We start from the raw sequence: 21,235 nt of genomic DNA, 5'->3' as shown, positions 1-21,235 counted from the left end.
CTTAAGTAAAAATTTATTTATGTACAATGCCGTAGAAAGTGAGCAACTGGTCATGATACGTGATAGTGCACGTGAATTTGCAAAGATTTATATAAAACCCTATATAATGGAATGGGATGAGGCGCAGTTTTTTCCTATAGATCTTTTTAAAAAATTAGGAGATTATGGCTTTATGGGCATAGTTGTGCCTACAGAATATGGTGGTGCTGGATTATCCTATCAAGAGTATATCACTATTCTGGACGAAATATCACAAGTATGTGGATCTATTGGATTATCTATAGCGGCTCATAATTCGTTATGTACCAATCATATTCTTTCTTTCGCTAATGAAGAACAAAAGCACAAATACCTTCCTAAATTGGCAACAGCAGATTGGATAGGCGCTTGGGGATTGACAGAAGCAAGCTCTGGTTCTGATGCTGGAGGAATGATGACCACTGGTATTCAAGATGGGGATTATTGGATTATAAATGGTTCTAAAACATTTATAACACACGCTATTAGTGGAGATGTGGCTGTAGTAATGGTTCGTACAGGGGATAAAAATGATAAACATGGTATGACAGCGTTTATTATTGAAAAAGGCACTCCTGGTTTTACTTCCGGCAAAAAATTAGACAAGTTAGGAATGCGTGCTTCAGAAACAGCATCCTTATTTTTTGACAATTGTCGCGTGCATAAAGATCAAGTAATAGGTAAAGTAGGAAATGGCTTTGTGCAAGCATTAAAATTACTCGATGGTGGAAGGATTTCAATTGCTGCATTATCTTTAGGAATTGCACGTGGCGCTTATAAATGTGCTTTGAAATACGCTAATGAAAGGGAGCAATTCAATCAAAAGATTTATAATTTTCAAGATGTAAGTTTTACGATTGCTGATATAGCTACTAAGATTGAAGCTTCGGAGTTACTAATTCGCAAAGCAGGCTATTTGAAAGATAATAATCTTAAGGTTACCAAAGAAGGGGCAATGGCCAAATTGTATGCTTCAGAAGTTGCTGTAGAAGCTTCTAATCAAGCGGTACAAATTCTCGGTGGCTATGGATTTACCAAGGATTATCCTGCGGAGAAGTTCTTTAGAGATGCTAAGCTCTGTACAATTGGCGAAGGAACAAGTGCTATTCAGAAAATGGTTATATCGCGTGAAATAAAAAAAGATGTATATTAATACTATAAATCTTGTAGAATGTCCTAGAGATGCGATGCAAGGAATTACGCACTTTATTCCGACAGAAAGGAAAATTGAATATTTAAATGAATTGATAGCGAGTAATATATTCGAATACATTGATTTTGGATCTTTTGTATCGCCAAAGATTGTTCCTCAGATGAAAGATACTTTAGCGGTCTTGGAAGGATTAAGAAAGATCAATGAAACCAAGTTATTAGCTATTGTTGCGAATGAAAGAGGAGCAGAAATAGCTGTTAATTACAATAAAATAGATTATTTAGGCTATCCATTTTCAATTTCAGAAACTTTTCAGCAACGTAATACCAATTCTAGTATTGCTAAATCTTTTAGTAGAATAGAAAATATAGTAACTATTGTAGCCAATTCTGGACAAGAAATTGTTATTTATATATCTATGGCATTTGGCAATCCATACGGAGATCACTGGAGAATGGAAAATGTAATAGAATGGATAGATAGAATTTCCCATTTAGGTATTAAACGTTTTTCTATTGCAGATACTACTTCTGAAGCCAGTCCCTCTTCTATAAGCGATTTATTCATTATTCTAAATCGTAGGTTTCCAACCTTAGATTTTGGTATCCATCTGCATAGCAGGATTGAATCCTCATTATTAAAAATTGAAGCCGCCTATCAAGCGGGTTGTAGCCGTTTTGAAGGTGCATTTTTGGGGTATGGAGGTTGTCCTTTTGCACAGGATGATTTGGTAGGTAATGTACCTATGGAATTGCTCTTGGATAGATTTAATAAATCAGATTCTTTAGAAATGACAAAATTGATGATTAGTTTTCAAAATATGATTCTTCATGATAACGTATAATTACATAAACGTCATTAAGGACGATTTTAAATTGATCCTTACTTTAGATCGCCCTGAAAAAAGAAATGCCTTTACACCAACTATGGTAAATGAAATTCAGGACGCATTTAATGAAGCTAATATGGACGAAGAGGTTAAGCTTGTAATTATAAAAGCCAATGGACCTATTTTTTGTGCTGGTATGGATTTGAAGACTTTTGAAAATCCTGCTTTAGATAATTTTAATGCAGCTATTATTCCCCAAGATATTTCTTTGGGTGAGGTGTTTGATAAGTTGCACAAACCTTCTATTGCACTGGTGGAAGGCAATGTAATAGCGGGGGGATTTATGATTCTACTAGGATGTACTTATGTTTTTTGTAAGCCTGAAATACAATTTCGATTGCCAGAATTAGCTTTAGGAATTTTTCCTTTTCAAGTAATGGCTTCTTTACTAAAAGTAATGCCCGAAAAGAAAGTATTGCAGTTATGCTTAGAAACGGAATATTTTGATGCTGTAAAAGCTAAAAAATTAGGCATCGTAGATGGATACCTTCATGAAGAACGTATTGATGTATTAATAAACTCTTTTAAGGATGTAAAAACCGAAACCCTCCAAGCAGGTATAAAAACATTAAGGTCTTTACAGCATATTCCAACACAGCAAAGATTTTCGTACTTAAAATCTATATTGGATAATTTGTAAATTTTAGAATAATGTATATTTTATTTCCTCTATAATTTCTTCGGGTTTATTAGGATCTCTATTCTCGACCGAAAAATTATTATAACCCAATCCTACTTCAATTTCAAGAAGCTTTTGTTGAAGCATCTCTAAGATAGCTAGAAAATTATATACAAATTGAACTCTATTTTCGGAATTACGTAATATCGATTGAAAATCTAATTTCTTATTAAGATCTAATAAGGCTGTAATAGCATCTTTCTGTTGCTCTATGGTATACGGAAACTTAACAACCGTATGTGTTACAGGAAGAACACGATGCGTAAAATGATACATCATCTTCTCATAAACCATCATCAACTTGTATAAATCAAATGAAGCTAATTCTTCTTCTGTTATTTGACGTTTGGTATGTTTCAGATCATAAGCAATATTTGCACGATGATGCAATTTCTCTCTATTGATTTCTAGTGATTTTAAATCTTCACAGATATCTTTGAATTGCTTATATAAAATTAATTTTTGAACAAGTTGCTCTTTTAAATCTACTTCTTGCTCATTTTCATCCAAATCGGGTCTAGGAAGCAACATTTTGGCCTTAATACGCATAAGCGTAGAGGCAACAAAAATAAATTCAGAAGCGAGTTCTATATTTAGGGATTGCATTTTTTGAATATATTCCAAAAAATCATCTGTAATACGTGAAATAGGAATATCATGGATATTTAATTCATCTCGTTCTATAAAGAATAATAATAAATCAAAGGGTCCTTCAAATTGTTCTAATTTTATTTCGTAATTTGTTTTTTCCATATACTGCTACCAAAAATAAACAATTGGATATTAATATCCACTTATAAACTAATTAAAGTATAATAATAGTATATGTTTTTTATATAATATTCCTATTCTTTAAGGAATTAATTGTTACTTTGTATCTTATTTTGAAACTTTTTTGAGCATGCAAATTGAAGCAGGGGCACTTTTGAATGATATTCACTTTCCTTCAGATCTACGGAAATTGAAAGAATCTGACTTAAAACAGGTTAGTGAAGAGCTTAGACAATATATAATAGATGTAGTATCTGTAAATGGAGGACACTTTGCTGCTAGCTTAGGGGTTGTTGAACTTACAGTTGCATTACATTATGTCTTGAATACTCCTTATGATCAAGTGATTTTTGATGTAGGACATCAAGCGTATGGTCATAAGATTTTAACAGGTAGAAGAGATCAATTCCATACCAATAGAATTAAAGGTGGTTTATCTGGTTTTCCAAAACGTAGTGAAAGTGAATACGATGCTTTCGGTGTAGGGCATTCCTCGACATCTATTTCTGCGGCCTTAGGCATGGCAGTAGCTTCTGCTTATAAGGGAGAAACTGATAGACAGCATGTCGCTGTTATTGGTGACGGAGCTTTGACTGGTGGGATGGCGTTTGAAGCGCTTAATCATGCTGGAATAGAAAAATCTAATGTATTAGTCATTCTTAATGACAATTGTATGTCTATAGATCCTAATGTAGGCGCTTTGAAAGAATATTTGACTAGTATCACGACCTCCAAAGGATATAATAAATTTAGAGATGATCTCGTTGCTATTCTTACCAGAATTTCTAAAAATGGTCCTGATGCTTATAAGTGGGCTAAGAAATTAGAACTTAGTGTTAAAGGTTCTTTATTGAAAAATGCTAATTTATTTGAAGCGTTAAATTTTAGGTATTTTGGCCCTGTAGATGGACATGATGTTAATAGATTAGCGAAGACAATAGAAGATTTGAAGCATATTCCAGGCCCAAAATTGTTACATGTAGTGACGGTAAAAGGCAAAGGTTATTCTTTGGCTGAAAAAGATCAAACAACATGGCATGCACCAGGATTATTTGATAAAATAACTGGAGAAATAAAAAAGCCTATTTATGATAAGCCTCAGCCACCAAAATATCAAGATGTCTTTGGACATACGCTAGTAGAATTAGCAGAAAATAATAAAAAGATCATGGGGATTACTCCTGCTATGCCAAGTGGATCTTCCATGAATATCATGATGGAAGCCATGCCTGATCGTGCTTTTGATGTAGGCATAGCCGAGCAACATGCTGTTACTTTTAGTGCGGGATTGGCTAGCCAAGGATTAGTTCCTTTCTGTAATATATATTCCTCTTTTATGCAGCGTGCTTATGATCAGGTGATACATGATGTGGCCTTACAAAAACTGAATGTAGTATTTTGTTTGGATAGAGCCGGGTTAGTAGGTGCTGATGGACCGACGCACCATGGTGCATATGATATTGCTTTTATGCGTTGTATTCCTAATTTGGTAGTTGCAGCTCCTATGAATGAAGAAGAGCTTCGTAATATGATGTATACTGCTCAATTGGAAGATAAAGGGCCTGTGGTGATACGCTATCCTAGAGGAAATGGTGTAATGTCTGATTGGAAGAGACCATTTAAAGAGTTGGAAATAGGCAAAGGTAGAAAACTGGTAGACGGTGAGCAAGTAGCGATATTAAGTATAGGCCATATTGGTAATGAAGTTTCTAAAGCTTTACAAGTATTGAATCAAGAAGGAATTCATCCTGCACATTATGATATACGTTTTGTAAAACCAATTGATGAAGCTTTGCTACATGAAGTGTTTGCTAAATTTAATAACGTCATAACTATAGAAGATGGTGTATTGCCTGGCGGTTTTGGATCTGCTGTTCTTGAATTTATGGCGGACAACAATTATGCTGCTGAGGTTATACGTTTAGGTATTCCAGATGAAATCGTTGAGCATGCAGAGCAAAAGGAACTGTGGAGCATTTGTAGATATGATGCCAAAGCTGTTGTTGAAGAGGTTCAAAAATTAGCTAAATCTATTACTACTAAGGTATTAGTAAGCTAGTTGTAAACGATAGATAATAATCCTAAAAAAGCCACAAATCTTTGTGGCTTTTTTGTGTTTTATATAACCTGTTTATTATCAACCTTTAAGCCTCCGCTAAGTTTTCAACATATAATACAAATTTGTGTTGTTTATGATAATAAATAACGTTAAATTTATAGAAGAAATTACAATGTGGAAAACAAAGTTATTCACATTTATCAATTGCTTAAACACCTAAAAAAATAACCTAACATCTTGATTTTTAATCTTTTGTGATTTTTTTAGAATTTAACTTTTATAGCTCATTTTTTTTTGTCATCTTCGTTGTGAGCAAAAGTTATAAACACTTTTTGTATCAACTGTTGGATATCAAGTTATTAACAATTTTAGAATGGAAAAAACGTTTACAAGTGTATGGAATAATTGTCTTCAAGTAATAAAAGACAACATTCCCGCACAGAGTTTCAAGACATGGTTCGAGCCAGTAAAAGCTGTTCGTTTGGAGGGAAACGTTTTAACTATTCAGGTACCTAGTTTATTTTTTTACGAGTGGTTGGAAGAGCACTATGTGGGAATCCTTCGTAAGACAGTAAAAAAGTTTTTGGGAGAGCAAGGAAGACTGGAGTATAATATTGTAGTAGAGAAATCTTCTGCTAATATACCGTATACAACAAATATTCCTTCTAATGGTAATGGAGCAGAAGCTAAAAAGCAGTCTATTCCTGTTCCTGTTGCTTTGAACAAAAACATCAAGAATCCATTTGTTATTCCTGGACTTAAGAAATTACAAGTAGATCCTCAATTAAATCAAAATTATACTTTTGATAACTTTGTTGAAGGTGAATGTAATCGTTTAGCGCGATCAGCAGGTTATGCTGTAGCGAATAAGCCCGGTGGTACTTCTTTCAATCCTTTGATGCTTTATGGTGATGTAGGTTTGGGAAAAACCCACTTAGCACAAGCTATAGGTAATGAAATCAAAAAGAACTTACCAGACAAGTTGGTTATTTATGTTTCTTGTGAGAAGTTCTGTCAACAATTTGTTGACTCCTTAAAAAATAATACCATTAATGATTTTGTTAATTTTTATCAAGCAATGGATGTTATCATCATGGATGATGTTCACAATTTTGCTGGTAAAGAGAAAACACAGGATATTTTCTTCCATGTGTTCAATCATTTACATCAATCTGGAAAACAGATTATTCTTACATCGGATAAAGCACCTAAAGATTTATCAGGTTTAGAAGAGCGTCTTCTTAGTCGATTTAAATGGGGCTTATCTGCTGATATTCAAATCCCAGACTTGGAAACAAGAATGGCTATTTTGAAAAAGAAAATGTATTCCGATGGTATTGAGTTACCTGAAAATGTAGTTGAATATGTAGCTACTCAAATTGATAATAGCGTAAGAGAGTTAGAAGGTGCAATGGTTTCCTTATTAGCCCAATCTACTCTTAACAAGAAAGAGATTGATCTTAACTTAGCGAAATCAATGTTAAAGAACTTTGTTAAGAATACGCACAAAGAGATTTCTATGGATTATATCCAGAAATTAGTATGTGAATATTTTGAAGTTCCTGTAGAGATGGTAAAATCTAAAGTACGTAAGCGTGAAATCGTTCAAGCGCGTCAGATATCAATGTATTTAGCAAAAAGCCACACAAAGTCTTCATTGAAATCAATAGGTAGTTTCTTTGGTGGTAGAGATCACTCCACTGTTATTTATGCTTGTCAAACAGTAGAAGATCTTATCGAAACGGATAAAAAATTTAAAACGTATGTCAATGACATTCAGAAAAAATTAAAAGGCGTTTAATTTTACTGAATTATAACAAAAGAAAGAGAGTTGAGATTATCAACTCTCTTTTTTTGTATCCGTAAGTCGGTGGAACTTTAGTTAGCTCTTCGTCGGCCAGCTTGAGGGTTATTTTTTACTTCGTCTTCGTATTTTTTAAGCTGTTCTGCCGTTAAGAAAGTTTTTATCTTTTTGTCACTATTATCTCTTAATACACGCATTTTTTCAAATGTAGCTTCCCTATTATCTCCTGCAGATTTCATTAATTCACGCTGCTCTTTACTCGCTAATAGGGCATATTTGTAAATGGAATCTTGTTGAGTTTGGCTCAATGCTAATTGCTCTGTTAACCGTTCAATCTTAGCTTTGGCCATTTCTTCGGGAGTTCTTTTTTGACGTGATCCGCTATCTTGTGCAAAGGATATTCCAATAGTTAATAGCCCTGCAACTACAATTGTCATTATCTTTTTCATAATTGTTATACTTATGTTTTAATGTAAATATTATGAAAAAAAATAACAAAACTAACTGATTATCAAAGTTTAACCTTTATTAAGGTTTCTTAACACTAAATAACTGTTGATATATATTTTTCTATATAATACTCAAACGCATTATCATCATTCCTGTTAATTCCTAATTGGATAGGGATATAATATAAAGGGAGGTTTAAAAAGTCTTTTTTTTCGATCCGTTGCATATCTTTTTCGGTCGTAATTATTACTTTATTATCTGATGCTATTTGATGATATTTAGCTATGACTTTTTGAAAATCTTTATTCGAATAGTTGTAATGATCTGGAAAATCTAACAGGTGAATACGATTTCCTAAGTTTGTTAGGTATTCTACTAGCGGTGTCGGATTGGCAATACCACAAAATAAAACAATATCTAAGCCCGTAAGATCTTTTATCGTTTGATGTTGGTTAGCACAGCTTACAGGTGCCTGATATTGTATAGCGCTATAGAAGATAGGCGAATCACTATAGGTACGGATTAGCTTTTCTATATGTTTTTTTTGATGGGACCTTATCGTAGAAGGAGATTTTGTAATAACAATTAAATCTGCTCTTTTTATGGATGAAAGATTGTCTCTAAAATTGCCAGTAGGTAATGTTAATAGGGGCTTAAATAGCGACTGAAAATCAAAAAGTAAAATATAAAATCCAGCTTTTAATTTTCGATGTTGATACGCATCATCTAGTAGTATAATATCATTGGCTATGCCTAATGTTTCAATGCCTGTGCATCTATCTTCACAAACTGATACCGTAATGTCGGGAAATTTTTTTTTGAATTGTAATGGCTCATCTCCCACTTCTAAGGCAGTAGATGCTGTAGTAACTATTCTAAATCCTTTAGTTTGTCGCCCATATCCCCTACTTAATGTAGCGATAGTATAGTTGTCTTTGAGGAATCTGATAAGGTATTCTGTCATTGGGCTTTTTCCTGCGCCACCTACAGCGAGGTTTCCAATAACTATAGTGGGGGTATCAAATGTTTGACTCTTTAGGATGTTATGGTCATACATTTTATTTCTTAGCCATACTATAAATTGATAGATAAGGCTAATAGGTAATAATATCCAGCGTAAAATTGCAATCATTGTTTAACGACCTTTAATCCAATATCAACGATATCTTTCAAAGGGTTTTCGCGCATATTTTGCTCTATTGTAAATGTATATTTGCCGGTATCAGGAAAGGAAAAGTTTTCTTTAGCTAAATATTGTACTTCATACAGTGAAGCTGCCGATTTTCCTAACCACCTTCCATCAAGTGCAGCTAATTGTATTTCATTTCTATACGCTGTATCCTTTAGTTTATTTCCTTTTTCGTGCAATAAGACATATAGGTTTGAATAATCGTAAGTATTTGTATGTCTTAGGTTGATATAAATATTATATGTAGGCTTATTGTCCGCTACATGTACGGTAAATGCAGGTTTTTGATCATATGTCCAACTTTTATCTTTAATAGTGGAGTTCTGATCATAAATAGCATTATTGGTACAGCTGCTTAATCCGGTTACAATAAAAAAACTATATAGAATATATTTTACCATATTGAAAAATGGTGGCGATATTATTCGCCACCTTTATTAGGGTTTTCGTTATTTCTGTTTTTGTTTCTGTTATTATTAAATCTACGTTTCTTCTTTTGATCCGTCTTTTGTGGATTAGCGCTTGCTGCGCTTGGCTGTAAAGCAGTTTTTTCAACACGAGCCTGTACGGGTTGTTTTTGCTCTTTAATGTCTCTAGAAGTCGCCGTATTCTCTTGTTTTACCAAAGTAGAATTTGGATTTAATCTTGGTTTTTTCTTTTTACGTCTTTTGCTCTTTTCGTCTAAACGTGTTAAACTGTCTTGACCAACTACATTTTCATAATCAAATACAATAGGCTTCTTAACTTCTTTTTGTTCTGGAACATAATCCAAGCCCAATGGTTTAGATCCCGATTTATTCATTTCCGCAAATTCTTTTACTTTATGAATGCTCAAGGGAATCCAACTTTCCGCACCAGGGAAAGAAAACCACATTGTTTTTTTGAAAATATCTGTTTTTTGAAGATAAGCAACACCCGTTTGTGTTTCTATCCTATCTACATCGTTAGGAATGTCTTTTAGGGCATCCATATAGCTATCCAACTCGAAGTTTAGACAACACTTTAGCTTACCACATTGACCTGCTAATTTTAACGTGTTTAGCGATAGATTTTGATAACGTGCTGCTGATGTAGATACGGTTTTGAAATCCGTAAGCCATGTTGAACAACACAATTCCCTACCACATGAACCAATTCCACCTAAACGACTTGCTTCTTGACGCATCCCTATTTGACGCATTTCAATGCGAATACGGAATGATTCGGCCATCTTTTTGATTAACTCTCTAAAGTCAACACGGCCTTCTGCAGTATAGAAAAATGTAGCTTTTGTTTTATCACCTTGATAGTCAACATCAGATATTTTCATGGACAATCCCAAATCTAAAGCTAGTTTACGTGCTTTATGCATGGTTTCCCATTCTAATTCTTTGGCTGCCTCAAATTTAGCGATATCATTTTCGTTCGCTTTTCGATAGATTTTCTTTAAAACAGTTTCTGGATCAACATTATTTTTCTTTAATTGTAAACGAACTAATTCGCCTGTCAAAGAAACGTGACCAATATCGTAGCCGCCCGTAGAGGGTTCTACAGCTACCATTTCTCCCATTTCGAGGTATAGGTTGTCTGTATTTAAATAAAAGTCTTTTCTAGACCCTTTAAAACGAACCTCTACGATGTCGAATGGTTTATAATTTGAGGGCAAATCCATATCGGAAAGCCAGTCATATACATCTAATTTATTACATCCGCTAGTCATGCAGGAACCGTTGTTATTACAACCTCCTGGTACAGTACCTAATTTTGTACTGCTACTCCCACAACCGCCAGATGAGCAACTGCCACATCCCATATTATGTTTTTATATATATTGAGTCCCTTTCGGGAACGTTTGATATTTGAACAATAAAACTAATTGCAAAGATAAGTCTAAAAATAATATTTTAGGATTACCATTTCTTTCTACTCCATAATGTGTTTTTTCTATTACAGAAATAGCTTCTTCTAGTTGTTCAAATTGAAATAATTCACTAAATTTTTCAATAAAAGATAGTTTTTCCTTTTGTAAAAATATTAAGTTTCTTAATCCTTGTTGCATTAATATGATTTGTCTCATCATATTAATGGCATAAAGTAAGAAACTTTTTTGATTTTCTCGCCCTAACTTAGAAAGTTTGTCCTCAGAAAGTTTAATTAATTCTGATCCATTATCGGTAACGATAAGTCGTAACCATTGTACTAACAGTGAGAAAGTTTCATTTTCGCTATGCTCATTTATAAGGTTAAGTGCCTCTTGGATATTACCATCAGCGATAAAAGAAATTTCATTGGCTTTATTTGCCTCTATTCCTTTGTCTTTGACCAAATAATCGCACATCTCTTGATGCTTCAATTTATTGATTTTAACAAGTTGTGTGCGCGATATAATTGTATTAATTATTTTATCTTGATTTTCGGCTACCAGCAAGAACAAAGTCTTTGCCGGCGGTTCTTCTATAAGTTTTAATAAAGCATTACCCTGGGTATCTAAATATTCGGGCAACCACATAATTAGCACTTTGTATTCCGCTTCAAATGACTTAAGGCTTAGCTTCTTGATAATATCATGGGCTTCTGCGATGTTGATATTTGCTTGCTTATTGCCGGCATCCAATTGATCTCGCCAATAGCTCAATCCTAAGTAAGGGTTCTTTAGGAGTGCACTACGCCATTCGCCGATATAATCTTTTGCTGTTTCATCTTTACTTTTAGCGTAAAATGGATACGAGAAATGTAAATCCGGATGTATGAGTTTGTCATATTTACGACACGAATTACATTCTCCACAAGAATCATCTACTAGTTTGTTGTGGCAGTTAATATATTGAGCATAAGCGATAGCTAATGCTAAGCTACCCGAGCCCTCGGGACCTAGGAACAGCTGGGCATGACTCACTCTGTTATTTTTTACAGAGCTGATTAAATGCTGTTTAACACTTTTATGACCAAATATATCTTTGAAATGCATAACTTTATATATACAAATATAACAAAATTAGAGATTGGTTAATTAAAAATGCTATTGTACTATATATTGGCAAAATTTAATTCTTTTCTGTAATATTGCATATAATAACTTATCGAAATAAAACATGAGGTTTATAGTATCAACATCCGTATTATTAAAGCAATTGCAAGCAATCAGCGGAGCATCGAGTAGTAGTACTGTTCTTCCTATTTTGGAGAACTTTTTATTCGAAATCAAAGATAATACGCTTACAATTTCAGCGACTGACTTACAGACAAGTATGGTTACGTCTCTGCCTATCGAAGCTAAAGAAGATGGAAGAGTAGCTATGCCGTCAAAGATATTGATAGATACATTAAAGACTTTACCAGATCAGCCTGTTGCATTTTCTGTCGATACACAGACTTTAGCTATTGAGATTAGTGCGGGTGATGGTAAATATAAATTGAGCGGTGAAAATGCCGATGATTTTCCGAAGATTCCTGTTGTAGACAATGTGTCTAAAGTGAGCTTGGTAGCTTCGGTATTAGCAGAAGCGATCAACAAAACTATTTTTGCTGTTAGTACAGATGAGTTACGTCCTGCGATGTCTGGTGTCTTTGTTCAACTCAGTGAAGAAACCATTACGTTTGTGGCTACGGATGCACATCGTTTGGTAAGATATCGTCGTACTGATGTAGGCACAGATAAAGCAACTTCTATTATCTTACCTAAGAAAGCTTTGACCTTATTAAAGTCTTCATTGCCTTCAGATGATACAGCTGTATCTGTAGAATACAATACAACGAATGCCTTTTTTCAATTTGGCGCGATTAATTTGATCTGTCGTTTGGTAGATGAGCGTTATCCAGATTATGAGGCTGTTATTCCTCAGGTAAATCCTAATAAATTGACAGTTGATCGTTTGTTGTTTTTAAATACGCTTCGTCGTGTTGTTATTTTTGCGAATAAAACTACACACCAAGTGCGCTTAAAAATATCAGGTTCTGAATTACATATTTCGGCAGAGGATTTGGACTTTGCAAATGAGGCACATGAAAGATTGAGTTGTCAATTTGAAGGTGAGGATATGGAAATAGGTTTCAATGCTAAATTTTTAGTAGAGATGTTAAATAACTTGAGCAGCGAAGAAGTTCTATTAGAAATGAGTACTCCAAATAGAGCTGGTTTATTATTACCGGCTACTAAAGAGGATAGCGAAGAGATTTTGATGTTGGTGATGCCAGTTATGTTAAATAACTATAATTAGTATATCACGTGGAGTATATTACAGTTTTAATAGATTTTGTTCTTCATATAGATAAGCATTTAGTTGAGATAGTGAATGACTATCAATATTGGACTTATTTGATTCTTTTCTTAATTATTTTTGTAGAAACAGGCTTGGTAGTAATGCCTTTTCTTCCGGGGGATTCGTTGTTGTTTGCTGCAGGTATGTTAGCTGCTCAACCCAATGAATTGAATATCTGGATTATGATAGGTTTACTGCTTATAGCTGCTATTACAGGTGATTCTTTAAATTACTCAATAGGCAAAAATTTTGGTCTTCGTATTACAAAGTTTAGGCTCTTAGGAAAACAAATGGTTACGGATTCTCAAATTGAAAAAACACATTCTTTTTATGAGAAATATGGTAGTAAAACTATTGTTATAGCACGATTTGTCCCTATTGTACGTACGCTTGCGCCATTTGTGGCAGGTATTGGTAGAATGAATTATACTACATTCTTTACCTATAATATATTAGGTGCTATATTATGGGTAGTAGGTATATCTTTAGCAGGTTATTTTTTAGGGAATATTCCTTTGATAAGAGATAATTTTTCTAAAGTAGTACTGCTAATTATAGTTTTATCGGTATTACCAATAATATATGAAGTGCTAAAGGCAAAATTCAGTTCTAAAAAGGAAGCTCATTAAAAGCTTCCTTTTTTATTTTAATATATTCCTTATGGAATGGATAACACAGCTTATAGATTTTATTCTTCACATAGATATTCATCTCGTACAGATAGTTAATGAATATCATTATTGGACCTACCTCCTATTATTTCTTATCATTTTTGCAGAGACAGGTTTAGTTGTTACCCCATTTTTACCTGGTGATTCTGTTCTTTTTGCTATGGGTGCTTTAATAGCCAAGCCAGAAACAGACATATACTTCTTCCTGATGTTCTTCGTGTTGATAATAGCTGCGGTAATAGGTGATTTTGTAAATTATGAAGTAGGCAAGTATTTAGGTATTCGGGTGTTTAAAAAGGATGCAATGATTTTTAAGCTTTCTTATTTACATAAAACACAAGCATTCTATGCAAAGCATGGGAATAAAACCATTATATATGCGCGATTTGTTCCTATCATTCGAACCTTCGCTCCCTTCTTTGCTGGAATCAGTAAAATGAAATATCCTCAATTTGTAAAATATAATGTTATTGGAGGGGTATTGTGGGTTTCTATTTTTTTAAGTGCGGGATATTTATTTGGTCAAATAGCTTTTATTCGTGATCATTTCTCTTTAGTTGTCTTAGCTATTATCGCATTATCTTTAATACCATTTTTGTTCGAATTATTCTTTGGTAAGAAATAAGGTAAGTTTAATATATTTCTATATGTATTACATAATGTTATTATATTTACAACATTACTAATTACCGAAAGACTAATATTTTGTTATGAAAATTAAAAACCCCTTTTTTTTATCCGTATTGGCTATTTCCTGTGCCGCTCAGTCCTTTGCTCAAGATAATGTAGAATTAAAAAAGTTAAATCCTTATTTTGATAAGGTTATTATCTCCAACAATAAGGTTGTATTGCCTAATATTCCAAATAAGAATATCATGCTAATAGGTTCAGACAATCAATCTGTTATTGATTTGAAGGGTAATATTCATAAACCGTTGGTAGACAAATCTGTAAATCTACTTTTTAAAGTTACTGATACTGGTTCTCAAGAGGTCCTAGAAGTGCCAGCAAAGAATATTGTGGTAACAGGTGTAAATAGTGCTGCTACAGGCAATGCACAGCCTTTTGTTATCCCTACGCTACGGGAGTGGAAAGGTACTGAAGGTGATTATAAATTATCTTCACGTTCAAAGATTGTATATAGTGATACGTCTGCGACTTCCAAAGAGGCTGCTGTACTATTGCAAGAAGATATAAAGAAGCTATTGAATTTGGATATACCGGTTGTTGCTTCTCGTAGATTGGCTGCGAAAAAAGGAGATATTACCATAGCTTATTCCAATGACAATGCTTTGGGTCGTGATGGATATAGAATAGATATAGGTGATAGATTTGAAATTACAGCACCACAATATGCCGGTAAAGTATTTGGGACACGAACATTGCTACAATTATTAGCACAAGATAAGGATAACCTTACAATTCCTAAAGGGCAGGTTCGTGATTACCCTACGTATGATGTACGTGGTTTTATGTTGGATGTTGGCCGTAAATTCTTTACGATAGATTTCCTTAATGATTATGTAGAGCTAATGTCTTACTATAAAATGTCTAATTTTCAGATTCACTTAAATGACAATGGATTTAAGCAATATTTTGATAATGATTGGAATAAGACATATGCGGGATTTCGACTAGAGAATACCACTTATCCGGGCTTAGCATCTAAAGATGGACATTATACCAAACAAGAGTTTATAGATCTTCAAAAGAAAGCTGCACGCTATGGTATCACTATAATTCCAGAGATTGATGTTCCGGCACATTCCTTAGCATTTGCGCATATGATGCCAGAATTGGGGAGTAAAGAATATGGTATGGATCATTTGGACCTTAACAATCCCAAATCTTATGAAGTAGTAAAGAATGTATTCGATGAATATACAAAAGGTGATAATCCTGTTTTTATTGGGCAAGAAGTACACGTAGGTACGGATGAATACGATAAGAAAGAAGCTGAAAAATTTAGAGCTTTTACAAACTTTATATTCAAGGTGGTTCAAGATAATGGTAAATCTGTACGTGCGTGGGGAGCGTTGACACATGCACAAGGTAAGACACCTGTTCGTGTAAAAGATGTCACCCTCAATATGTGGTATAATGGCTATGCGGATCCTATAGAGATGAAAAAATTGGGATATCCCCAGATAAGTACACCTGATGGTTATTTATATATCGTACCTGCAGCAGGGTATTATTATGATTATCTAAATACCAATTATCTTTATAATAGCTGGTCTCCACGTCAGATAGGTAATGTGTTATTTGAAAAAGGAGATCCTATTGTCCGTGGAGGTATGTTTGCGGTATGGAATGATATCGCTGGAAATGGTATCTCCGAGAAAGATGTCCATAATCGTGTGTTCCCTGCTATGCAAATTTTATCCGAAAAAATGTGGACCGCAGAGGATACAAAACCTTCCCTATTTGAATTTAATGCTAATAGAAAATATATTGGCGAAGCTCCAGGATTAAATATGAGAGGTTACTTCGGGGATAAAAAGGAAGGTGTTATTTTTGCTGACTCTTTTGCTGAAGCAGCAACTACAGGTATAGATAAGACATTGCCTATAAAAGAAATTGGAGAGAATTATACCGTATCATTCTGGGTAAAACCCACCACTAATTTTGAAGGAAAGCTTTTTGAATCTAAAAATGCTGTTGTTTCTTATCTAAAGAATCAAGGTTTGATGTATCAAAGGGATGGCTATACCTATAATGTAGATATCAAGCTTCCTGTAGACCAATGGGCATTGTTAACGGTTACAGGAGATAAAAATGGCACTCAGTTCTATCTTAATGATAAATTAGTAACAGATAATAAGCCAGAAACTATCGTTTTAGAAACAAAGGATAAAACTGGTAAAGCGGTCTCCTTTACCAAAGTAAAAACATTGGTATTCCCATTAGAGAAGGTTACCTTTAAAAATGGTGCTATAGCTGACTTGAAGGTTTATAATGTTAAGTTGAATAGTGCGGAGATAGCGGATGAATTTAGAGTGAATAAGAAATAATAACTACATACTGTAATAGTTGTTAAGGTACCCATATTGGGTACCTTAATTTTTATATATTGGATATTCATGCGTATTGTTTTCATGAATAATTCAAACCTATATCTGCTACAAAGGGGTGGATCCAACGACATTTTTATTTTTACCATTGGCATGTTAGGTTTCTAATTTCCTAAATGAAATAATTCATTTTACTATTATATCGATTATAAATCTAAAATTCACTTTTATTCAGAGATTTCCTACCTTTGTATATGATAAAGTCAATGACAGGTTATGGTGTTGGTTCGCATGAAAATGCGAAAGTAAAATACACTGTAGAAATAAAGTCTCTTAACTCAAAATTTTTAGAGTTAAGCATTCGTCTTCCAAAAGCTGTTTCGGATAAGGAATTAACATTACGCGGAGAATGTAGTAAACTAATTGAACGTGGTAAGGTGAATGTAATGATTTCATCAGAATATACCGATCAAACAGCAAAAGCTTCTTCCATAAATACTGAATTACTCAAAAAGTATTACAATCAATTAAAGACGGTAGCCGATGAGCTTGGTGACAAGGATGCTGCTATCTTCTCTTTGGCACTCAATATGCCTGAGGTAATAGCAAATAATGACGATGTGGTGGATGAAGAAGAAGGAAAGGTCTTATTAAATGCATTTGCGTTAGCTGTTCAACAATTCAATAAATTTCGTGAGGATGAAGGTCTAATATTAAAAAATGATGCGGAAAAGCGTGTTCAGATGATATTGGATTTATTGACAGAAGTAGAAGCTGTAGAAGGTGATCGTATTCCCTTAATTAGAGAACGATTAAGCCAATATATGGATGCTGCGGTAGGCAAAGAAAATATTGATAAGAATCGTTTCGAGCAAGAAATAATTTTTTACATCGATAAATTGGATGTAACAGAAGAAAAAGTACGCTTGAGAAGTCATTGTAATTATTTTTTACAAGCACTAAATGCACCAGATTCAAATGGTAAAAAATTAGGCTTTATTTCGCAAGAAATGGGCCGAGAGATTAATACGTTAGGTTCAAAAGCTAACAATGCTGCAATTCAACAGGTTGTAGTGCGAATGAAAGAAGAATTAGAAAAAATTAAAGAACAACTGCTAAACGTATTATAATAGTATGTCGGGAAAATTATTAATCTTTTCTGCCCCATCAGGAGCAGGAAAAACAACTATAGTAAAGCACTTATTGAATAAATATGGTGATAAACTAGCATTCTCTATTTCTGCTACAACACGCGAACTGCGTGGGGATGAAGTAGATGGTAAGGACTACTATTTTATTTCCAAAGAAGATTTTTTGCATAAGGTTGCAAAGCATGAATTTATCGAGTTTGAAGAGGTTTATTCTGGTACGTTTTATGGTACGCTACGTTCGGAGTTAGAGCGTATATGGGCATTGGGTAAGCATGTTGTCTTTGATATTGATGTTATAGGAGGATTACGTTTAAAATCCAAGTTTCCTGACGAAGCATTAGCGATTTTTGTAAATCCGCCTTCTTTGGAAGTGCTGAAGGAAAGATTGTCAGGTAGAGGAACGGATTCCCAAGAGAAATTGAATGAGCGTTTCGCAAAGGCAGAATTGGAATTGAGCTATGCGGATAAGTTTGATGTTATATTAAATAATTTTGAATTAGAGACAGCGAAAGCTGAAGCAGAAACAATGTTTTTTGATTTTATCAATTCATAAATATAATGAATAAAAGTAAAGTTGGTTTGTTTTTTGGATCGTTCAACCCTATTCACATAGGGCATTTGATCATAGCAAATTATATAGCCAACTTTACGGATTTAGAAGAAGTGTGGTTTGTTGTTTCTCCTCATAACCCCTTTAAGGAGAAAAAAACATTAGGTAATATGTATGATCGCTTAGAAATGGTAAACCTCGCTATAGAGGGGCACCACAGTCTGCGCGCCAGTGATATAGAATTCAAGCTACCGCAACCCTCCTATACCATAGACACCTTAGCTCATCTAGCGGAAAAATATCCTACAAAGGATTTTTCCTTGATAATGGGTGAAGACAATTTGGTAGGTCTACCAAAATGGAAAAATGCTGATATCATCCTGCGTGATTATAAAATCGTAGTATATCCACGTCCAGGGTATGATGCCGGCGAATTAAGAAATCACCCTGCTGTGACGATGACCGATACACCTGTGATGGAATTGTCATCTACTTTTATACGTCAAGCAATAGCAGACAAAAAAAGTATAGCTTTCTTTACACCGGATAGTGTGATTGACTTTATCGATAAAAAGGGTCTTTATCAGTAATAATAAAAATCATGATGGAAGAATAGCAGTTCTTCTTATTTCATTTTATTAGTATCTAATTATTGGAGCGTAAATAAATCAAAAATGAAAGCAGTAAACTTATTACGTTTACTGCTTTCATTTTAGGATTAATATCCTGGATTTTGAACTAATTTTGTATTTCTATTTATTTCATCTCTATGAAAGGATGTAAAATACATTTTGTCATTCCACGATCTATTTTCAATACCCGGATCAATCGTATTTACAGTATACGAATACGTATAATTGTCGGTATTATAGGAATAGATATTTACGGTTTTACCAGCCTTCAACGAACCAAATATGCTTATATAAGTTACTTTTCTGCCTAGCGTTTCGTTTGCGATCATCCATCGTCTAGCATCAAAATAGCGGTGCTCTTCATATGCAAGTTCTATGCGACGCTCATTCCTATATCTATCTTTTAAAGCTTGTCCTGAATCAGTAATTGCTGGCATCCCTGCTCTAAAACGTATTTTATTAAGCCATATTTTTGCTTCATTTTCTTCGCCTAATTCTATACAAGCTTCAATATAATTTAAAACAGCTTCTGTATATCTTAACATTGGCCATGGAATACTTTGGCGTGTATTTTGATCTACAATGGCAGGATTGGCGTCTACAAATTTTCGGTAATAATAGCCAGTATATGAGCCATTCCAATCTTCTACAGGGCTATTTCTGGTATCTAAGCCATAGTTGACAATTTTTGCACCTGTATTATTGTTGATTTCATATTGCCCTGTTTGTATTTGGTTAAGGGGATCTCTACTCTTTACATCATCGGTACGAGGTTTCCATGTACTGCCGTCATGTAAAATAGTAGCATATAATCTAGGATCACGATTGGTATAAGGTGATGCTTTATGGTTACTATTATTCCAGTCAAATTTTACGCCACTTATCAACTCATAATCATCCACCAATAATTGTGTTGGTGAATTCCCAGACCAATTGTGATAGCCATTTGGACCATTGTCTCGTCCGACATAGCCTCCTCTTTCATCCTTCATATCAGTAAAAAATCTTCCCAATATCAAATCCTTCTTAGCATTGATGTCAGCTACTTTACTACCACCGCCCATCGCAATAGCATTATAATTTGCCTGTCCTTCTGCCGCTGTGGCTGCTGTCGCTAAATCTAATTTATAGGCATGACTATTATTTTCTATCACTGCCTTGGCAGCATCTTTAGCTTTTTGCCATCGTTCTACCCTATTGCTTGAGCTATAACCTAAAAATTCAGGATTAGCATAGGCCGATATAATTGATGATTTGGATTTCGCTGTGGTATTATCATGTAGATCACTAGCTGCGTAAGTGAGGATTCTTGCTTTTAATGCTAATGCAGCTACGTCTGTCGCTCTTCCATCTGTTGTTGCTTTACCGGCAAGTAATATAGCGGCTTGATCACAATCTTTAACAATAAAATTAATACACTCTTCAAATGTATTGCGCTCTTTTGTATAATCAGCTTCACCTAATTTGTAAACGGTTTCAATTAATGGAACAGCGCCGTAAATACGAATTAAATTATGATAATAATAAGCTCTTAGAAAATAGGCCTCGCCTAACAATTGATCTACTAATAAGGGATTAGTAAATTTTGGATCTTTAAGATTTTCAATGGCTATATTGGTAGCACGGATACGACTATACATATTTCCATAGTTATAGGTATCCATTATATAGCCTTGATCTGCAGGGTTCGAGCGAGCTTCAGTAACGGTATTTATGCCTCTGCCTGGATGGGTAAATAGGGCTTCATCTGTCATGGAGGCCATCTGTTGCTCATAAAAACCACCTACGCCAAAGCCGTTATAAATTTCATATACAAAAGCCTGTGCTAATGAGGCATCTTGCCATACTGCAGTTTCTGAAACCTCTCCTAGAGGGCTTGTATTAACAAAATTATCGTTACAAGATACTGATATGCAGGATATTGATACTGATAATAAAATATATTTTAGATTTTTCATGTTGTGCTA

The 21,235-nt window shown here is 34.2% G+C and carries 19 protein-coding genes; 12 read left to right on the top strand and 7 right to left on the bottom strand.

All coding sequences use genetic code 11. The features are described 5' to 3' along the window. Positions 1 to 19: 19 nt before the first annotated feature. Genes IP023_RS11020 through IP023_RS11010 form a run of 3 tightly spaced genes read left to right on the top strand, consistent with a single transcriptional unit; the run spans position 20 to position 2,700 of the window. A complete protein-coding gene (locus IP023_RS11020; protein WP_241790335.1) occupies positions 20 to 1,171 on the top strand; it encodes an acyl-CoA dehydrogenase family protein in 1,152 nt (383 codons plus the stop codon). Beyond that, positions 1,161 to 2,015 carry a beta/alpha barrel domain-containing protein gene (locus tag IP023_RS11015; protein WP_241790334.1) on the top strand — a complete coding sequence of 285 codons (855 nt, stop codon included), beginning with the start codon at positions 1,161 to 1,163 and terminating at the stop codon, positions 2,013 to 2,015. Before IP023_RS11020 ends, IP023_RS11015 begins: the two co-directional genes overlap by 11 nt. Continuing rightward, complete coding sequence (locus tag IP023_RS11010; RefSeq protein WP_241790333.1) at positions 2,002 to 2,700, top strand: enoyl-CoA hydratase/isomerase family protein; 699 nt, start codon at positions 2,002 to 2,004, stop codon at positions 2,698 to 2,700. The genes IP023_RS11015 and IP023_RS11010 overlap by 14 nt, the downstream gene beginning before the upstream one ends. 3 nt (positions 2,701 to 2,703) lie before the next feature. Here IP023_RS11010 and IP023_RS11005 read toward each other — a convergent pair whose 3' ends face one another. Then, positions 2,704 to 3,492, bottom strand: a complete 789-nt coding sequence (locus IP023_RS11005; protein ID WP_241790332.1) for a segregation and condensation protein A — start codon at positions 3,490 to 3,492, stop codon at positions 2,704 to 2,706. 148 nt (positions 3,493 to 3,640) lie between these two features. Between IP023_RS11005 and dxs the strand changes: the two genes are divergently transcribed. Then, positions 3,641 to 5,569 carry a 1-deoxy-D-xylulose-5-phosphate synthase gene (gene dxs, locus IP023_RS11000; protein WP_241790331.1) on the top strand — a complete coding sequence of 643 codons (1,929 nt, stop codon included), beginning with the start codon at positions 3,641 to 3,643 and terminating at the stop codon, positions 5,567 to 5,569. Between the two features lie 373 nt (positions 5,570 to 5,942). Next, positions 5,943 to 7,370: a chromosomal replication initiator protein DnaA gene (gene dnaA / locus IP023_RS10995; protein WP_241790330.1), complete on the top strand. Its 1,428-nt coding sequence runs from the start codon at positions 5,943 to 5,945 to the stop codon at positions 7,368 to 7,370. Between the two features lie 77 nt (positions 7,371 to 7,447). On the opposite strand, the gene IP023_RS10990 is transcribed toward dnaA, so the two are convergent. The 5 genes from IP023_RS10990 to IP023_RS10970 all read right to left on the bottom strand — a co-directional run bounded on the left by IP023_RS10990 (position 7,448) and on the right by IP023_RS10970 (position 11,959). Next, positions 7,448 to 7,822 (bottom strand): hypothetical protein, encoded by a 375-nt coding sequence (locus IP023_RS10990; protein ID WP_241790329.1) that lies wholly within the window; start codon positions 7,820 to 7,822, stop codon positions 7,448 to 7,450. Positions 7,823 to 7,917: 95 nt separating this feature from the next. Next, positions 7,918 to 8,955: a tetraacyldisaccharide 4'-kinase gene (lpxK, locus tag IP023_RS10985; protein ID WP_241790328.1), complete on the bottom strand. Its 1,038-nt coding sequence runs from the start codon at positions 8,953 to 8,955 to the stop codon at positions 7,918 to 7,920. After that, entirely contained in the window at positions 8,952 to 9,413 is a 462-nt protein-coding gene (locus tag IP023_RS10980) for a gliding motility lipoprotein GldH (protein ID WP_241790327.1), read from the bottom strand. The genes lpxK and IP023_RS10980 overlap by 4 nt, the downstream gene beginning before the upstream one ends. Positions 9,414 to 9,433: 20 nt before the next feature. After that, positions 9,434 to 10,711 carry a PSP1 domain-containing protein gene (locus IP023_RS10975; RefSeq protein ID WP_394801853.1) on the bottom strand — a complete coding sequence of 426 codons (1,278 nt, stop codon included), beginning with the start codon at positions 10,709 to 10,711 and terminating at the stop codon, positions 9,434 to 9,436. 102 nt (positions 10,712 to 10,813) lie between these two features. Next, on the bottom strand, positions 10,814 to 11,959 hold the full coding sequence (locus tag IP023_RS10970) for a DNA polymerase III subunit (RefSeq protein ID WP_241790325.1): 1,146 nt from the start codon (positions 11,957 to 11,959) through the stop codon (positions 10,814 to 10,816). 124 nt (positions 11,960 to 12,083) lie between these two features. Here IP023_RS10970 and dnaN point away from each other — a divergent pair, with 124 nt between their 5' ends. The 7 genes from dnaN to nadD all read left to right on the top strand — a co-directional run bounded on the left by dnaN (position 12,084) and on the right by nadD (position 19,226). After that, the gene (gene dnaN, locus IP023_RS10965) at positions 12,084 to 13,208 is read left to right on the top strand and encodes a DNA polymerase III subunit beta (protein WP_241790324.1); all 1,125 of its coding nucleotides are present in this window, start codon (positions 12,084 to 12,086) and stop codon (positions 13,206 to 13,208) included. Between the two features lie 8 nt (positions 13,209 to 13,216). After that, positions 13,217 to 13,879: a DedA family protein gene (locus tag IP023_RS10960; protein ID WP_241790323.1), complete on the top strand. Its 663-nt coding sequence runs from the start codon at positions 13,217 to 13,219 to the stop codon at positions 13,877 to 13,879. Between the two features lie 31 nt (positions 13,880 to 13,910). Further along, positions 13,911 to 14,546: a DedA family protein gene (locus IP023_RS10955; protein ID WP_241790322.1), complete on the top strand. Its 636-nt coding sequence runs from the start codon at positions 13,911 to 13,913 to the stop codon at positions 14,544 to 14,546. 85 nt (positions 14,547 to 14,631) lie between these two features. Further along, the gene (locus IP023_RS10950; RefSeq protein ID WP_241790321.1) at positions 14,632 to 16,935 is read left to right on the top strand and encodes a family 20 glycosylhydrolase; all 2,304 of its coding nucleotides are present in this window, start codon (positions 14,632 to 14,634) and stop codon (positions 16,933 to 16,935) included. Between the two features lie 254 nt (positions 16,936 to 17,189). Next, on the top strand, positions 17,190 to 18,065 hold the full coding sequence (locus IP023_RS10945) for a YicC/YloC family endoribonuclease (protein WP_241790320.1): 876 nt from the start codon (positions 17,190 to 17,192) through the stop codon (positions 18,063 to 18,065). A gap of 4 nt (positions 18,066 to 18,069) precedes the next feature. Next, positions 18,070 to 18,639 (top strand): guanylate kinase, encoded by a 570-nt coding sequence (gene gmk / locus IP023_RS10940; protein WP_241790319.1) that lies wholly within the window; start codon positions 18,070 to 18,072, stop codon positions 18,637 to 18,639. A 5-nt stretch (positions 18,640 to 18,644) separates the two neighbouring features. Continuing rightward, positions 18,645 to 19,226 (top strand): nicotinate (nicotinamide) nucleotide adenylyltransferase, encoded by a 582-nt coding sequence (nadD, locus tag IP023_RS10935; RefSeq protein WP_241790318.1) that lies wholly within the window; start codon positions 18,645 to 18,647, stop codon positions 19,224 to 19,226. Between the two features lie 128 nt (positions 19,227 to 19,354). Here the strand turns inward: nadD and IP023_RS10930 are convergent, their stop codons facing one another. Next, positions 19,355 to 21,226, bottom strand: coding sequence for a RagB/SusD family nutrient uptake outer membrane protein (locus IP023_RS10930; RefSeq protein ID WP_241790317.1), 1,872 nt, complete (start codon positions 21,224 to 21,226; stop codon positions 19,355 to 19,357). Positions 21,227 to 21,235 lie beyond the last annotated feature (9 nt).

This window comes from Sphingobacterium rhinopitheci (assembly GCF_022627575.1).
GTDB classification, from domain to species: domain Bacteria; phylum Bacteroidota; class Bacteroidia; order Sphingobacteriales; family Sphingobacteriaceae; genus Sphingobacterium; species Sphingobacterium rhinopitheci.
Note: the sequence above shows the minus strand (reverse complement) of the source record. Positions and strands in the feature narration are given on the sequence as shown.

Coding starts and splice junctions, on each gene's coding strand:
- IP023_RS11020 (WP_241790335.1), top strand. CDS start 20: ATGTACAATGCCGTAGAAAGTGAGCAACTGGTCATGATACGTGATAGT.
- IP023_RS11015 (WP_241790334.1), top strand. CDS start 1,161: ATGTATATTAATACTATAAATCTTGTAGAATGTCCTAGAGATGCGATG.
- IP023_RS11010 (WP_241790333.1), top strand. CDS start 2,002: ATGATAACGTATAATTACATAAACGTCATTAAGGACGATTTTAAATTG.
- IP023_RS11005 (WP_241790332.1), bottom strand. CDS start 3,492: ATGGAAAAAACAAATTACGAAATAAAATTAGAACAATTTGAAGGACCC.
- dxs (WP_241790331.1), top strand. CDS start 3,641: ATGCAAATTGAAGCAGGGGCACTTTTGAATGATATTCACTTTCCTTCA.
- dnaA (WP_241790330.1), top strand. CDS start 5,943: ATGGAAAAAACGTTTACAAGTGTATGGAATAATTGTCTTCAAGTAATA.
- IP023_RS10990 (WP_241790329.1), bottom strand. CDS start 7,822: ATGAAAAAGATAATGACAATTGTAGTTGCAGGGCTATTAACTATTGGA.
- lpxK (WP_241790328.1), bottom strand. CDS start 8,955: ATGATTGCAATTTTACGCTGGATATTATTACCTATTAGCCTTATCTAT.
- IP023_RS10980 (WP_241790327.1), bottom strand. CDS start 9,413: ATGGTAAAATATATTCTATATAGTTTTTTTATTGTAACCGGATTAAGC.
- IP023_RS10975 (WP_394801853.1), bottom strand. CDS start 10,711: ATGACTAGCGGATGTAATAAATTAGATGTATATGACTGGCTTTCCGAT.
- IP023_RS10970 (WP_241790325.1), bottom strand. CDS start 11,959: ATGCATTTCAAAGATATATTTGGTCATAAAAGTGTTAAACAGCATTTA.
- dnaN (WP_241790324.1), top strand. CDS start 12,084: ATGAGGTTTATAGTATCAACATCCGTATTATTAAAGCAATTGCAAGCA.
- IP023_RS10955 (WP_241790322.1), top strand. CDS start 13,911: ATGGAATGGATAACACAGCTTATAGATTTTATTCTTCACATAGATATT.
- IP023_RS10950 (WP_241790321.1), top strand. CDS start 14,632: ATGAAAATTAAAAACCCCTTTTTTTTATCCGTATTGGCTATTTCCTGT.
- IP023_RS10945 (WP_241790320.1), top strand. CDS start 17,190: ATGATAAAGTCAATGACAGGTTATGGTGTTGGTTCGCATGAAAATGCG.
- gmk (WP_241790319.1), top strand. CDS start 18,070: ATGTCGGGAAAATTATTAATCTTTTCTGCCCCATCAGGAGCAGGAAAA.
- nadD (WP_241790318.1), top strand. CDS start 18,645: ATGAATAAAAGTAAAGTTGGTTTGTTTTTTGGATCGTTCAACCCTATT.
- IP023_RS10930 (WP_241790317.1), bottom strand. CDS start 21,226: ATGAAAAATCTAAAATATATTTTATTATCAGTATCAATATCCTGCATA.